Annotated in this window: 13 protein-coding genes; 1 reads left to right on the top strand and 12 read right to left on the bottom strand. The window is 51.7% G+C overall.

Annotated features, from left to right (window positions below; genetic code table 11):
- Position 1: 1 nt before the first annotated feature.
- The 5 genes from sucA to sdhC form a co-directional block, all read right to left on the bottom strand.
- Entirely contained in the window at positions 2 to 2,809 is a 2,808-nt protein-coding gene (gene sucA / locus JK216_RS05945; protein WP_212711101.1) for a 2-oxoglutarate dehydrogenase E1 component, read from the bottom strand.
- A gap of 399 nt (positions 2,810 to 3,208) precedes the next feature.
- On the bottom strand, positions 3,209 to 3,922 hold the full coding sequence (locus JK216_RS05940; protein WP_212708381.1) for a succinate dehydrogenase iron-sulfur subunit: 714 nt from the start codon (positions 3,920 to 3,922) through the stop codon (positions 3,209 to 3,211).
- Positions 3,923 to 3,939: 17 nt separating this feature from the next.
- Positions 3,940 to 5,706, bottom strand: coding sequence for a succinate dehydrogenase flavoprotein subunit (gene sdhA, locus JK216_RS05935; protein ID WP_212708382.1), 1,767 nt, complete (start codon positions 5,704 to 5,706; stop codon positions 3,940 to 3,942).
- On the bottom strand, positions 5,707 to 6,054 hold the full coding sequence (gene sdhD / locus JK216_RS05930; RefSeq protein WP_212708383.1) for a succinate dehydrogenase membrane anchor subunit: 348 nt from the start codon (positions 6,052 to 6,054) through the stop codon (positions 5,707 to 5,709).
- On the bottom strand, positions 6,048 to 6,437 hold the full coding sequence (gene sdhC / locus JK216_RS05925) for a succinate dehydrogenase cytochrome b556 subunit (RefSeq protein WP_212708384.1): 390 nt from the start codon (positions 6,435 to 6,437) through the stop codon (positions 6,048 to 6,050). Before sdhC ends, sdhD begins: the two co-directional genes overlap by 7 nt.
- Before the next feature lie 584 nt (positions 6,438 to 7,021).
- On the opposite strand from sdhC, the gene JK216_RS05920 reads away from it, so the two are divergent.
- Positions 7,022 to 8,305 carry a citrate synthase gene (locus tag JK216_RS05920; protein ID WP_212708385.1) on the top strand — a complete coding sequence of 428 codons (1,284 nt, stop codon included), beginning with the start codon at positions 7,022 to 7,024 and terminating at the stop codon, positions 8,303 to 8,305.
- Positions 8,306 to 8,359: 54 nt separating this feature from the next.
- Here JK216_RS05920 and JK216_RS05915 read toward each other — a convergent pair whose 3' ends face one another.
- The 7 genes from JK216_RS05915 to JK216_RS05885 form a co-directional block, all read right to left on the bottom strand.
- A complete protein-coding gene (locus JK216_RS05915) occupies positions 8,360 to 9,214 on the bottom strand; it encodes a shikimate dehydrogenase (RefSeq protein WP_212708386.1) in 855 nt (284 codons plus the stop codon).
- A gap of 155 nt (positions 9,215 to 9,369) precedes the next feature.
- Positions 9,370 to 10,107, bottom strand: coding sequence for a 5-oxoprolinase subunit PxpA (gene pxpA, locus JK216_RS05910; protein ID WP_212708387.1), 738 nt, complete (start codon positions 10,105 to 10,107; stop codon positions 9,370 to 9,372).
- Complete coding sequence (gene pxpC, locus JK216_RS05905) at positions 10,104 to 11,033, bottom strand: 5-oxoprolinase subunit PxpC (protein ID WP_212711100.1); 930 nt, start codon at positions 11,031 to 11,033, stop codon at positions 10,104 to 10,106. Before pxpC ends, pxpA begins: the two co-directional genes overlap by 4 nt.
- Positions 11,027 to 11,683 (bottom strand): 5-oxoprolinase subunit PxpB, encoded by a 657-nt coding sequence (gene pxpB, locus JK216_RS05900; protein WP_212708389.1) that lies wholly within the window; start codon positions 11,681 to 11,683, stop codon positions 11,027 to 11,029. The genes pxpC and pxpB overlap by 7 nt, the downstream gene beginning before the upstream one ends.
- 275 nt (positions 11,684 to 11,958) lie before the next feature.
- Positions 11,959 to 12,702 carry a type 2 GTP cyclohydrolase I gene (locus JK216_RS05895; protein ID WP_212708390.1) on the bottom strand — a complete coding sequence of 248 codons (744 nt, stop codon included), beginning with the start codon at positions 12,700 to 12,702 and terminating at the stop codon, positions 11,959 to 11,961.
- 8 nt (positions 12,703 to 12,710) lie between these two features.
- Positions 12,711 to 14,153, bottom strand: a complete 1,443-nt coding sequence (gene phrB, locus JK216_RS05890; RefSeq protein ID WP_212708391.1) for a deoxyribodipyrimidine photo-lyase — start codon at positions 14,151 to 14,153, stop codon at positions 12,711 to 12,713.
- A complete protein-coding gene (locus tag JK216_RS05885) occupies positions 14,150 to 14,968 on the bottom strand; it encodes a DUF1722 domain-containing protein (RefSeq protein ID WP_212708392.1) in 819 nt (272 codons plus the stop codon). The genes phrB and JK216_RS05885 overlap by 4 nt, the downstream gene beginning before the upstream one ends.
- Positions 14,969 to 15,008 lie beyond the last annotated feature (40 nt).

The raw sequence follows: 15,008 nt of genomic DNA, 5'->3' as shown, positions 1-15,008 counted from the left end.
ATCAATCAACGTTCAGCGCATCATTTACCAGCGCTTGCTGCTGCTGCTGGTGAACAGACATATACCCGACAGCAGGCGAGGCGGATGCCGGACGCCCTGCATAGCGCAATGACGCTCCCTGCGGTACAACTTCACGGAAATTATGCTGACTGGAATACCATGCACCCTGATTCAGTGGCTCTTCCTGACACCAGATAAAATCGGTCACATGTGAATAAGACTGCAGGATCTCCTGCACAGCCTGATGCGGGAAAGGATACAGCTGTTCAATACGGATGAGAGCCACATCCTGCTGCTCATTTTTACGGCGCTGCTCAAGTAAATCGTAATAGACTTTGCCGGCACACATCACTACGCGGCGAATATTTGCCGGATTCAGCGGATCAATTTCACCGATCGCCGGCATAAACTGTCCGTCTGCCAGCTCCCCGAGCCCGGAAACGGCCAGCGGATGACGTAACAGGGATTTAGGGGACATCACAATCAGTGGCCGGCGCATACCGCGCAGGGCCTGGCGACGTAACATATGATAGACCTGCGCCGGCGTGGAAGGGACACAGACCTGCATATTCTGCTCTGCACAGAGTTGCAGATAACGTTCCAGCCGGGCGGATGAGTGTTCCGGCCCCTGCCCTTCATAGCCATGCGGTAATAACATGACCAGGCCACACATCCGTCCCCACTTTTGCTCACCGGAGCTGATAAACTGGTCAATAACCACCTGAGCACCATTGGCGAAGTCACCAAACTGGGCTTCCCAGATAGTCAGGGTACGTGGCTCTGCGGTTGCATAGCCATATTCAAAAGCCAGTACCGCTTCTTCAGACAATACGGAATCCCAGACTTTGAATTTTCCCTGCCCGTGGTGGATATGCTGTAACGGCGTGTAGGTTGAGCCGTTAATCTGATTATGGATCACCGCATGCCGATGGAAAAACGTTCCCCGTCCGGTATCTTCTCCCGACAGACGAATAGGCACACCTTCATCCACCAGCGTGGCATAGGCCAGGTTTTCCGCCCCGCCCCAGTCGAATGGCCGGGTGCCTTCGGCCATTTCCTGACGGTCACGATAAATTTTCAGTACCCGTGACTGTGCTTCAATACCTTCAGGTATCTGGCTGATACGCCGGGCCAGCTCCTGCAACCGTTTCATCTCAACGGTTGCAGGGTAGCTTTCGTCCCAGTCATGGTTCAGGTACGGAGACCAGGTGTAAGAATTGAGAGTCATCGGACGCCATTCGTCTACCACACATTCACCTGAATCCAGGGCATCCCGGTACAGGTTCATCATTTCTGTGGCATCCGCGCTGCTGATCACCCCTTCATCCTGCAATCGATCTGCATAAATTTTACGGGGCGTCGGATGTTTTTTGATTTTTTTATACATAAGCGGCTGGGTTGCACTTGGCTCATCCGCTTCGTTATGACCATGGCGGCGATAGCATACCAGGTCAATAAAGACGTCACGTTTAAAGGTATTACGATAATCCAGCGCCAGCCGTGTCACAAATGCCACGGCTTCCGCATCGTCCGCATTCACGTGAAAAATGGGTGCCAGCACCATTTTTCCGATATCAGTACAATAAGGTGTTGAACGTGCATCCTGAGGATTAGAGGTGGTGAAGCCCACCTGATTGTTGATAACAATACGAACCGTTCCGCCCACTTCATAACCACGGGCCTGGGACATATTCAGGGTTTCCTGCACGACCCCCTGACCGGTAACCGCAGCGTCACCGTGAATTGTAATTGGCAAAACCTGGTCAATCGACGGCTGTGACAGACGATCTAAACGGGCACGCACCGACCCCATCACTACCGGACTGACAATTTCCAGATGAGACGGGTTAAAGGCCAGTGCCAGATGCACCAGCCCGCCTTCGGTTTCAATATCTGAAGAAAACCCCATGTGGTATTTCACATCACCGGTGCCCAGCAATTCTTTGTGTTTACCGGCAAACTCATCAAACAGATGCTGGGTTTTCTTACCCAGTACATTGATCAGTACATTCAGACGCCCGCGGTGTGCCATACCCAGTACCACTTCACGGGTACCATGTTTTCCCGAATGTCGGATCATTTCACGCAACATCGGGATTAATGCATCTCCGCCTTCCAGAGAAAAACGTTTCGCCCCCGGGAATTTTGCCCCGAGATATTTCTCAATTCCCTCGGCTGCAGTCAGTTCCTGCAGAAATTTTTTCCGCTCGCCGCTCGTAAAGCTGGCACGTCCGGCCACCGATTCAATACGCTGCTGAATCCAGCGCTTTTCTTCGGTGTTATTAATATGCATATATTCCGCACCAATCGAGCCGCAGTATGTCTGCTTCAGTGCTTCATAAAGATCCGCCAGCTTCATGGTGTCTTTGCCAATGGCAAATGACCCCACATTAAAAGTTTCCCCGAAATCTTCGGCCATCAGACCATGAAATGCCGGGTCAAGATCCGGTACCGGATCCTGTTTCCAGAGCCCTAACGGGTCAAGGCTGGCTTGCTGATGGCCCCGAAAACGAAAAGCATTGATCAGCTGCAATACTTTTACCTGCCGGGAATTCGCTTCAGGATCCGTGACCGATGAGGTATACCGGGTGGAATCTTTAGCCAGACGGCGAAAGTAATCACGGGTCGTTGAATGAAATTGTTCCGGACGAAGGTTATCAGCAGGGAATTGTTCAAACAGTTCCCGCCAGACAGGTTCTACAGAATCAGGACTTGTAAGGTAATCCTCGTATAACTGTTCTATATAAGACTGGTTCGCTCCGGCCAGCCAGGAAGAATCCAGCCAGGGTTTCATTGCATTGTTCTGCATGGTGATCCCTTGTGCATTATCATGCTTTTCGTAGTTATTGTTGCCGTTTTCACGGGTGTTCCGGGACAATGCGTCGGCCGATGAGTGCTATTCCACAGTAAATTCTGCCTGCCTGATACTGCCATCCTGCAGGCGTTAAACGGGGAATGATTTTTTACCCTGCATCACTACTGTCCGCAATCATCATCACCTTGTTTTATATCATTAAACAGGGTGTTGTGGACATGCAAGATTGCCTTCAGCAGTCACACTGTCTCCCAGGTTCAACGGAGCGAACATCATGGTGCTGTCTTTGCCCGCAAGGGAACCTTTGTAAACCCTTTCGTCTGTCGCACCGGGAAAAGGTTTACCAGGGTTTCCGTCAATTGCCGGGAAGCAATGCTTCCCGGCGTATCTATATCAGGCCCCTCGTTGCAGCAGCATAGATTTAATGTGACCAATCGCGCGGGTAGGATTCAGCCCCTTCGGACAAACATTCACACAATTCATAATACTGTGGCAGCGGAAAACACTGAACGCGTCATCAAGTGCATCCAGACGTGCATCTGTTTCTGTATCACGACTATCAATCAGGAAACGATAAGCCGCCAGCAAACCCGCCGGGCCGACAAATTTATCCGGGTTCCACCAGAAAGACGGACAGGACGTTGAACAGCAGGCACACAGAATACATTCATACAGGCCATCAAGATGGGCACGCTGATCAGGAGACTGCAGATTTTCCCTGGCTGGCGGGTTACGGTCATTATTTTGCAGGAAAGGTTTAATCTTTTCGTACTGGGCATAAAACTGCCCCATGTCCACGACCAGATCACGGATCACCGGCAGCCCGGGTAACGGACGGATGACAATTTTACCTTTGCCTCTCAGGGCTGAGAGCGGGGTAATACAGGCCAGACCGTTTTTCCCGTTCATATTCAGACCGTCAGAACCACATACCCCTTCACGACAGGAACGGCGAAATGACAAGCTGGGGTCCTGTTCTTTAAGCAGAATTAATGCATCCAGCAGCATCATATCACTGCCTTCTTCTGCATTAAGGGTGTAATCCTGCATCCGCGGGGCATCATCAACCTCAGGATTATACCGGTACAGCGAAAATTCCAGTTTCATTTATCTTTCTCCACCGGTTAATAAGTACGCACTTTCGGCGGGAACGCCGGACGTAACTTAGGCTGCATATTGACTTCACGCCGCGTCATACTTTCAGTCTGAGGTAAATACAGACTGTGGCATAACCAGTTCGCATCATCCCTGTCAGGGAAATCGAAACGGCTGTGCGCGCCGCGGCTTTCGGTACGGTAATTTGCGGCAACTGCGGTGGCATAAGCCGTTTCCATCAGATTATCCAGCTCCAGACATTCAACACGCTGGGTGTTGAAGTCCGGGGAGCGATCATCAAGCCGCGCATCCTGCAGCCGGGCACGGATATGCTTTAATTCTTCCAGCCCTTTGGCCATTGCATCCCCCTCGCGGAATACGGAGAAGTTATGCTGCATACAGGTCTGGAGCGCTTTCCGGATTTCCGCCGGGTCTTCACCCGTAGTGTTATTATCCCAGCGCTGATAGCGGGCCAGCGCAGCATTAATATCGTCTTCTGTCGCATCAGCCAGTGGCCCCTGCTGCTGAATAGATTCCAGCAGGTGCAAGCCCGCAGCACGACCAAACACTACCAGGTCAAGCAGCGAGTTGCCTCCCAGCCGGTTAGCGCCATGCACTGATACGCAGGCGATTTCACCGACAGCAAACAAGCCCGGAACGACCTGATCATTACCATGTTCATCAACCGTCAGCGCCTGACCCGTCACTTTGGTCGGGATCCCGCCCATCATATAATGGCAGGTCGGGATCACCGGGATCGGCTCTTTCACCGGATCCGCATGGGCAAATGTCCGGGAGAGTTCAAGGATCCCCGGTAAACGTGATTCCAGGACGTCTTTACCTAAATGGTCAAGTTTGAGTTTAAGGTGAGGTCCCCACGGACCATCACAACCACGGCCTTCACGGATTTCGATCATCATAGAACGGGCCACCACATCACGTCCGGCAAGATCTTTGGCGTTCGGTGCATAGCGTTCCATAAAGCGTTCACCGTGTTTATTCAGCAAATATCCGCCTTCACCACGACAGCCTTCCGTGACTAACACCCCGGCACCGGCAATACCTGTCGGGTGAAACTGCCACATTTCCATATCCTGTACCGGCACTCCGGCCCGCAGGGCCATTCCCACACCATCACCGGTATTAATATGCGCGTTGGTTGTTGACTGATAAATACGCCCCGCCCCGCCGGTCGCCAGAATGGTCGCTTTGGCTTTGAAATAAACCACTTCTCCGGTTTCGATACAGAGCGCAGTACAACCGACAATTGCACCTTGCTGATTTTTCACCAGGTCCAGGGCATACCATTCAGAAAAGATGGTGGTTTTATTTTTCAGGTTCTGCTGATAAAGGGTATGTAACAACGCATGGCCGGTACGGTCAGCCGCTGCGGCAGTACGCGCTGCCTGTTCCCCGCCGAAATTTTTCGACTGCCCGCCAAAAGGACGCTGATAGACCCTGCCATCATCCAGACGGGAGAATGGTAATCCCATATGTTCCAGTTCCAGAATCGCTTCCGGCCCGGTTTTACACATATATTCGATAGCATCCTGATCACCGATATAATCGGACCCTTTAACAGTGTCATACATATGCCATTCCCAGTTATCTTCATGGGTATTACCCAGGGCAACGGTAATCCCCCCCTGAGCAGAAACCGTATGGGAACGGGTTGGAAATACTTTTGATAACAGAGCACAACTTTGCCCTGACTGTGAAATCTGTAGTGCTGCACGCATACCTGCGCCACCTGCACCAATGACCACTGCATCAAATTCTCTGACCGGCAAACTCATTTACACACCCCACACGATAATCGTTCCGTAAATCGCATACGTAAGTAACGCCAGGATCACCAGCCCCTGCACTACCAGCCGTAATGCTACATTTTTGACATAATCGGTCAGTACCTGCCACATACCGATCCAGCCATGAATCAGAAGCGAAAATAACGCCAGCAGAGTAAATACACGGGTAAATGTTGCGGCAAAAAAACCGCGCCAGACATCAAAAGTGACATGACCGGTAAAAACAAAGAAACCGAGTATATAGAGGACATACAGGGCGATGACAATCGCAGCACCACGCAACAATAACCAGTCATGGATACCATTACGGCCGAGTGCAGAAACGTTAGTTACCATACAAGAACCCCCGCCAGAACCGACAGCACAACAGTGATTGTAAAAGTAATCTGTGCAGAACGTTTACCGGCTGCCAGAGTTTCTTCGAGGAAGCCAAAATCCATCAGCATATGACGAATACCACCCGCGATATGATAAGCCAGCGCCGTCAGAATGCCCCACAGAATGAATCTGACGACCAGGCCATTGAGCATGGCTGATGCGTGTTGAAAGCCTTCGGGGGAAGAGAGAGACAATCCAAGTAACCACAGCAGAATTCCGATAGCGACAAAGGTAATCACGCCGGAGATACGGTGGAGAATTGATGCTATTGCAGTCAAGGGAAACTTGATTGTCGAGAGATCCAGGTTGACAGGTCTTTGTTTTTTCAAGGTTTTGCCCACACAGCTTTTATTATTTTAGCTTCCTCCGGTCCTGCTGGAACGTGAAAATCGTTATCATGCTGATTTTCCCGCCACTCTGACAGTAACATCCAGTGTTAAATGACGCGTAAAAACGCTGGGTGACTCCTGACGACAGGGTATTCCGGAGACCTTTACAAAGTATAAGATGATCACAATCTGATTACAATTACCCTACATATTGTTTGGATAAAATTGGGCAGAACAGTGATCACTATCACGATACAGACAATTTTTCCGACACCTCCGCTGTTGTTCACATTAAATAAACATTTATTTCACATCCTGAGTGTAAAGCCGTTATCATAGCCGCGCATGGTTCGGGATAGACATTCCGATATACCTGCGATATATAACTGACAGGAAGCAAATCGCTTAGATAATCATTACCGAACTATTTCAACGCCGGTAGCAGGCGAAAAATTATATCCGGACGTGTTTGCTGCCACAGGTTGTTTTAGCAAAATACCTGAGCAGTAAACAACAAGCGGTGCGTTTTTTTAAGCAAATATTGCGCATAATTTGGCGTTCCTGATGGTTGCAGTGAGACGCTAAAGGAGACCAGAATGACAGACAAGAAAGTGACGTTAACTTTTGAGGGTGAAACGTCTTTAGAGCTCAATGTCCTTAAAGCCAGTTTGGGTCAGGATGTCGTAGATGTCCGGGCACTGGGCAACCGCGGCCTGTACACTTTTGACCCGGGGTTTACCTCCACCGCGTCCTGCGAATCGAAAATCACGTATATTGATGGTGAGGAAGGTATCCTGTTACATCGCGGTTACCCAATCTCACAATTAGCGACACATTCCACCTATCTGGAAGTCTGTTATATTTTGCTGTACGGCGAGGCCCCGACACCGGAGCAGTACCAACAGTTTAAAACCACCGTCACCCGTCATACGATGATCCATGAACAAATTACCCGTCTGTTCCATGGCTTTCGCCGCGACTCCCATCCGATGGCAGTGATGTGCGGTGTGACCGGTGCCCTGGCTGCGTTTTATCATGACTCTCTGGATGTGAATAATCAGCGCCACCGGGATATCGCCGCTTATCGTCTGCTGTCGAAAATGCCGACGGTTGCCGCCATGTGCTATAAGTATTCCCTCGGACAGCCCTTTATTTATCCGCGTAACGACCTCTCCTATGCCGGGAATTTCCTGCATATGATGTTTGCCACCCCTTGTGAAGAGTATGTGGTCAACCCGGTACTTGAAAAGGCTATGGACAGGATCCTGATCCTGCATGCGGATCACGAACAGAATGCTTCAACATCGACGGTACGCACCGCCGGCTCTTCGGGTGCTAACCCATTCGCCTGTATCGCTGCGGGTATTGCTTCTCTGTGGGGACCTGCTCACGGGGGAGCCAACGAAGCAACGTTACGGATGCTGGAGGAAATACAGACGGTCGAGCATATTCCGGAGTTTATCCGCCGCGCGAAAGATAAAAACGATTCTTTCCGCTTAATGGGCTTCGGTCACCGGGTATATAAAAACTATGATCCCCGTGCCACGGTAATGCGCGAAACCTGCCATGAAGTATTGAAAGAGCTGGACATGAAAGACGACCTGCTGGAAGTCGCTATGGAACTGGAACATATTGCACTCAACGACCCGTATTTTATTGAGCGTAAATTGTATCCGAACGTCGATTTCTATTCCGGTCTGATCCTGAAAGCCATGGGGATACCGACTTCCATGTTTACGGTTATTTTCGCAATGGCAAGAACCGTCGGCTGGATATCCCACTGGATAGAAATGCATGAAGAAGGTATGAAAATTGCCCGTCCGCGCCAGCTGTATACCGGGTACAGTGAACGGGAATTTCATTCCCGCCTGCAGAAATAACCTGCTGAAGGTGCCTGCGGCACCTTCTTTTATCTCCCCCGTGACAACACAGACTTAGCCGGTGAAGAGTTGCTGTAATACTTTTTTCATCGGCGCTTTATCCGCCCGGCGATCAAACCAGTAAGCCAGATTAAGCGCTCCCTGATTTACCAGCATATTCAGCCCGTTAAGTGTCTGACAGCCTTGATCTGCGGCCTTACGTAATAAAGCTGTCTGCGGCGGGTTAGGGATAACATCAGCGACAAACTGGGTGGGTTTCAGGCTCTCAATATCAATATCCGGTAATGCTTCAGCATCATCCAGACCGACTGACGTCGCATTCACCACAATATCCTGTCCGGCATCAATGGCGATACCCGCTGTCCAGTGTACAAATCTGGCCCTGGCCGGGGTATGCTGCGTAATCAGTTCAGCCAGCGCCTGTCCTTTCTGCTGGTCACGGTTAATAATCGTAATCTCACTGGCGCCTGCCAGCGCTGATTCAACCGCAATCGCCCGGGCTGCGCCACCGGCTCCCAGTAATGTCAGCTTTTTTCCACGCGGGTCAATGTGTTCTTTCAATGCCTCGACAAATCCCTTGCCATCCGTATTCTCGCCGGTCAGTTTACCGTCACGGATAATCACACAATTGACTGCACCAATAACCCTGGCTGAGGTTCCCAGCTCATCAATATAATCAATAATGGTTTGTTTGTTGGGTATTGAACAATTAAATCCGCGCCAGCCCATCGCTTTAGCACCCGCCACTGCCATTGCCAGCTGTTGCTGTCCGACATCACAGTTAATATAACGCGCATTAATGCCCTGGTGGCGATAAACCGCTTCCATCATAGCCACCGTCGGGTTTTCACTACAGGGAGAGGAGAAAGAGCCGGTAAGATCACTCAGGAAATTTTGTTGTTCTGCCATGATATGCTCCTTTACAGGGTAGGTCTTTTAAGGGTCAGACAGAATTCTCTGCGGGTCAACCTGGTCAGGTTAATATTATGAATCATAATATTACATAACTCTCCGCCGCTGCCGCAGACATCCTTGTCCGCATCGGGCATCCCTGCCGACAGGCACTATTCTGCGGAAACAGTGATATCCTGTTGCCGGAAAGCGTCTTTGAGTTCGCGGGCGAATACCAACGCGTGTTCACCATCACCATGCAGGCAGACCGTCTCAGCGCTGACGTTAACATATTCGCCACTGACAGCCTGTACACGCCCTTGCTGAATCATCATCAGGGTCTGCCCGATAGCCTGAGAAGCATCGGCCAGCAAATCCCCCGGCTGCCCGCGGGGCACCAGTCGTCCGGATGCGGTATAACCACGATCAGCAAACACTTCTTCACGGGTTGTCAGCCCGTAATGCCGGCCGGCGGCAATCAGCTCACTGTTTGCCAGTCCGACCAGTACCAGCGCAGGATCGGCCGCCACCACGGCGCGGGCAATGGCATCCGCCAGTTGCCGATCATTCGCAGCCTGGTTATACAACATGCCATGAGGTTTCACATGAAATAACCCGACACCTTCGCTGGCGGCTATCGCCTGCAGCGCACCGATCTGATACAACTGCTGGGCATAAATCTCTGCCGGAGGTAAAGACATGGCTGTCCGGCCAAAGTTTTGGCGATCAGGAAAAGACGGGTGCGCACCAATCTTTACCTGATACTGTTTTGCCCAGCGTACCGACTGCAACATCATCGGTGCATCTCCGGCATGAAAACCGCAAGCAATATTGGCGGAACTCACCAGTTGCAGTAATTGCTGGTCATAATCACCGCCTTCCCCCAGGTCTGCATTTAAATCAATTTTCATGACGCCAGAAGCCCCCATTTAATCATATCCAGTGCATGCTGCTGCTGTTGCTTCGCCTGCCTGGCTTGCTCTAATGTACAGTGAATAAAGTGAACAGGTTCACCGGGCTTCAGCTGCGCAAGATGGTACAAATCTGCAGATATAACAACCCCGATACGCGGATATCCTCCGGTCGTCTGGGCATCAGCCATCAGTACCACCGGTTGTCCGCCATTGGTGACCTGCACCGTCCCCGGGACCACCGCATGAGACAACAACTCACGTGATGTATCCCGCGATAACGTCCGGCCCTGCAGACGGTATCCCATGCGGTTACTTTGGGGAGATAATACCCAGCCGGTACGCCAGAATGCCTGCTGAGCCTCGCGGCTGAACTCATGATATTCCGGCCCCGGCAACACCCGGATACGGTTACCCCACAATAATTGTCTGACACCGACACTTCGGGAAAAGTGATGTGTCGGCAGATTCAGCGGTAACATATCGCCGTCACGCAGATACCTGCCCTGCCAGCCGCCAAAACCCGCTTTCAAATCGGTACTGCACGACGCCATCACCTGCGGAATATCGAACCCGCCATCCACGGCCAGATAGCTGCGCACACCCCGGGTTGCCCTGCTTAACGTCAGTATTTGCCCCCGTTTCGCCGGGATCCGCCAGCCAGTCCAGACCGTTTTACCGTCCAGATCAGCGTCACATCCTGCCCCCGTAAGAGCGAACCAGCTGTCACGTTCAAAACGAAACTGGCACTGACCGAGTGTTATTTCTAAAACAGCACAGTCAGGGCTGTTACCCGCCAGCAGATTGGCAGTTTCCATTGCCGGATGATCCATAACCCCGGCAAGGCTGATCCCTGACTGCCGATAACCGGGCCGGCCGGCATCCTGAAGAGAGGTCGCCATACCGGCACGAAGAATAGTTAACATTGCCCCTCCTTTTGCGGAACAAAACGTACTCTGTCGCCCGGCGCCAGCAGTGCCGGAGGGGTTCGTTGTGCTAAAAACAACGGCGTCAGGGTACGGCCAATAAGCTGCCAGCCACCCGGGGCAGCTAACGGATAAATACCGGTCTGGCTGCCACCAATGCCGACACTGCCCGCAGGTACAGAGACCCGCGGCTCAGCACGGCGCGGACAATGGATCGCCGGGTCCAGCCCGCCAAGATAAGGAAACCCCGGCTGAAAACCAATACAATAAACGGTGTATAGCACCGCGCTGTGCCGTTCCACGACCTGCGACGCCGTCAGCTGACATTGCCTGGCAACCGCTGCAAGATCCGGTCCGGCATCTCCCCCATACACCACCGGAATCTCGATGGTGCGGGAAACCGACTCATCGGCATCACTTTCATCCCACCAACTGCGCAGCTGTCGCAGGGCGGCCAGCGGATCAGCAGGAATCTCACGGAGCATAACCGTCAGGTTATTCATGCCAGGCACCACTTCCTGAACCTGTTCCAGCGCAGATAACCGCCGGGTTAACCCGCGGATTTTTTGCTGTGAGTCCAGCAATAATGGTGCCGACAACTCCAGAACTAACGCCTGTTCACCCAGCATGTAACATCTTAGTTGCTGCACAACCTGCCTCCACTTATCCCCTGTCAACAACTCCCGCGTTATATTACCGGCTGCCGGATAAACGGGGAGTCATTCCGTTAATAACCTTATCCGCAACCGGAGGATTTATGTCAATAATTTTAATATCCGGGATGCTTTTAAGGTTGTTTATCTCTGACAAAACACACCTTTTTTACGGAGGTTATGCAGAAAAAAGCAGTGAAAAACGGGGATAAGATGAGATATGGCGGAAACCTTTAGCCGTTTCCGCCGCATAGCCGGGCGGGTGTGATACCTCAGGCAGGGTTATCAATATCAACAAATGTGACGTCCAGCCCGTGGGTTTCAGTCAGCCACTCTCCCAGGGCTTTAACCCCGCCACGCTCGGTGGCATGATGGCCGGCAGCAAAGAAATGCAGACCGCACTCACGGGCCACATGGATAGTCTTTTCGGAAACTTCACCGCTGATAAAGGCATCAACCCCATACTCTGCCGCGTCATCAATAAAGCCCTGTCCGCCACCTGTACACCAGGCCAGAGTACGGATCGTCTGAGGAGCATTATCAGCACAATGCAGCGGCGCACGGCCCAGTTTTTGGCCGATCAGTTCAGCAAATGCTTCCCCTTCCATCGGAACAGCCAGACGCCCGCAAGGGACTAAAGGGGCAATTTCACCTTCAGGGATAATGCCCAGCAGTTTTGCCAGTTGTGCGTTATTACCCAGTTCAGGGTGGGCATCTAATGGCAGATGCCAGCCATACAGATTAATGTCATTCAGTAATAACGTCCGTAGTCGCTGACGCTTCATCCCTTTAATCAGCGGCGATTCGTTTTTCCAGAAATAGCCATGGTGCACAATTAATGCGTCCGCTTGTAAACGCACAGCTTCATCGAGCAGCGCCTGGCAGGCAGTTACTCCGGTCACCACCTTACGGACCTGCTGACGGCCTTCAACCTGCATCCCATTCGGCGCATAATCGCTGAAGCTCTGGCTGTTAAGCTGCTGATTAATTAATTCTTCAAGCATGGTGTTTTTCATGGATAACCTTATTCCTGTACTGAATTTCCGCCTTTACGGGCAGTTTCGAATGCCTGCAGCGTAGTCTGCCGTGCCTGCTTATGATCGACAATCGGTAACGGATAAGCCAGCGTTACACGGTTCTTTTTTGCCCACTCATGGGGGTCATGGATAGCTTTTCCCGGTATTCCCGCCAGTTCAGGCAGCCAGCGGCGGATAAAATCGCCCTGCGGGTCAAAACGTTCTCCCTGTAAACGCGGATTAAAAATACGGAAATAAGGCGCAGCATCGGTACCCGTCGACGCTGCCCACTGCCAGCCACCATTATTCGCCGCCAGATCGCCATCAAGTAGTTGTGACATAAAATAGCGTTCACCTTGCCGCCAGTCGATAAGCAAATCTTTTACCAGAAAACTGGCAACGATCATTCTCAGGCGATTATGCATCCAGCCCGTTTCCTGTAATTGCCGCATCGCGGCATCCACTATCGGAAACCCGGTGCTGCCCTGTTGCCAGGCAGTAAACTGCACATCATTCTGCTGCCAGCGGATATTTCGCGTCCAGTCCGTAAACGGCTGATGCCGGCATAATTGCGGATACGCGACCAGTAAATGGCGATAAAATTCACGCCAGAAAATTTCATTCAGCCAGCTGCCTTCATCGCCGCCGGACAGCGCCCGGGGATGATCATGGACAATACGTCGCAGACACTGACGGGCGGAAATTTGTCCGGTCGTCAGATAAGGGGACAACCCGCTGGTTGCCGGTTGCTCAGGAAAATCACGCAGCCGGTGGTAATCCCGGATTTTATCCTGACTGAAACTGCGTAAACGTTGTAATGCAGCCCGGTGGCCCGGCGGGAATAATTTCCGGTCATATTGCTGGCTGTCCGGGCTGAGGCACGGAATCTCATCTCCGGCCAGATCAGCCGGGTATTCTCTGACTGCCGGTGACGGATAGCATTCGGGAAGCTCTGTATTAAGCACCTTCAGCAAGGCTTTACTGAACGGGGTATAAACATTGTACATTGTCCCTTTACCGGTCAGCACACTGCCCGGCGGCAACAGGGTCCCGTCATGAAATCCTTCACAGATAATACCGCTGGCGGAGAGCTGCTGTTCTGCCAGCCGGTCCCGTCGTTGTTCATTGAGTTCATACTGGTAATTATAAAACAGCTGAGTTGCCTGATGCTTTATACAGAGCGTTGTCAGACAGGAGACACTGTCGGTAAAACTGTCAGCAGAGGCATATAATAACGGGATACGGAGTGCCGATAATTCTTCACTCAGCAGTTTCAGCCCGTCGCGGATAAATTCCAGCTGACGACCAGAAACATCATGCTGCTGCCATTGCCCCGGGGTGGCAATATACAGAGCAATGACCCTTGCCTGAGGATCCTGGCAGGCGGCATAAAGTGCAGGATTATCATGCAGTCGTAAATCTGCACGCAGCCAGACAATATGTGTTTTCACTTATCCTCCTGTAATTCAGTACATTTCCGCGCCGAAGGCAGATAAGGAAACAGATAGCGTTGCGATTCAAGCCAGGGATGAGGGTATTCCGCCAGTAACTGACGTAATTCCGTGACCGGTACGGAAAGAGGGAGTAACCCGCAACGATAGTGTTCAATAGTTTCCGTCAGGTGCTGGCGCCGGGCGCTACTCAGGTAAGGCCTGAAATATCCCTGAATATGCATCAGGACATTGGTATGGTTGGCACGGCTGTCAGGTAATAACATGATTGCCATCATCCTGCTGCGATACTCTGCGGCAAAATCTTTCAGGGACGACCATTCAGATATCCCTGCCACCAGCGGCCCCAGCTGACGATATAACGGCTGTGAGTGTGCCAGTAACAACGATTTATACCGGCTATGGAACTGAATCAGCTGATGCGCACTGAGCCGCGACTCACACAATGCATCGAACTCGGCACGGGCGCTGACTGCCTGAATAAACAGCCGCCGTTGTTCAGGATCCTGAAGTCCGTCCTCACTGCAGACCGGCATATCGACCAGCTGCCGTTGCAAATGTTGCGGAGAAAATAGCGCATCACCGGACTCAGTAACATTGCGGCTGACAATGATGCCGCTGACCGGTAATTCAGGGTAATAAGCCTTGGGCTGCGTATTGCTCCGGGCCACATCACAGTCCTGAAGCATGCCGGACAACTCAGTCAGCGGCAGCTGTAGCAGTTGCCATTCGGCGGGCAATGCCATCAGCAGGTGCTCAGTCACCGGGGCATAATCAGAACCGGCCAGCAGGCCAGCGACGACTAAAGGAGGCATAAACTTGTACCTTGTTAGAATTTTGTACAAGTTTACAATA

Source organism: Tatumella sp. JGM94 (assembly GCF_018257595.1).
GTDB lineage: Bacteria > Pseudomonadota > Gammaproteobacteria > Enterobacterales > Enterobacteriaceae > Tatumella > Tatumella punctata.
Note: the sequence above shows the minus strand (reverse complement) of the source record. Positions and strands in the feature narration are given on the sequence as shown.

Coding starts and splice junctions, on each gene's coding strand:
- sucA (WP_212711101.1), bottom strand. CDS start 2,809: ATGCAGAACAATGCAATGAAACCCTGGCTGGATTCTTCCTGGCTGGCC.
- JK216_RS05940 (WP_212708381.1), bottom strand. CDS start 3,922: ATGAAACTGGAATTTTCGCTGTACCGGTATAATCCTGAGGTTGATGAT.
- sdhA (WP_212708382.1), bottom strand. CDS start 5,706: ATGAGTTTGCCGGTCAGAGAATTTGATGCAGTGGTCATTGGTGCAGGT.
- sdhD (WP_212708383.1), bottom strand. CDS start 6,054: ATGGTAACTAACGTTTCTGCACTCGGCCGTAATGGTATCCATGACTGG.
- JK216_RS05920 (WP_212708385.1), top strand. CDS start 7,022: ATGACAGACAAGAAAGTGACGTTAACTTTTGAGGGTGAAACGTCTTTA.
- JK216_RS05915 (WP_212708386.1), bottom strand. CDS start 9,214: ATGGCAGAACAACAAAATTTCCTGAGTGATCTTACCGGCTCTTTCTCC.
- pxpA (WP_212708387.1), bottom strand. CDS start 10,107: ATGAAAATTGATTTAAATGCAGACCTGGGGGAAGGCGGTGATTATGAC.
- pxpC (WP_212711100.1), bottom strand. CDS start 11,033: ATGTTAACTATTCTTCGTGCCGGTATGGCGACCTCTCTTCAGGATGCC.
- JK216_RS05895 (WP_212708390.1), bottom strand. CDS start 12,702: ATGAAAAACACCATGCTTGAAGAATTAATTAATCAGCAGCTTAACAGC.
- JK216_RS05885 (WP_212708392.1), bottom strand. CDS start 14,968: ATGCCTCCTTTAGTCGTCGCTGGCCTGCTGGCCGGTTCTGATTATGCC.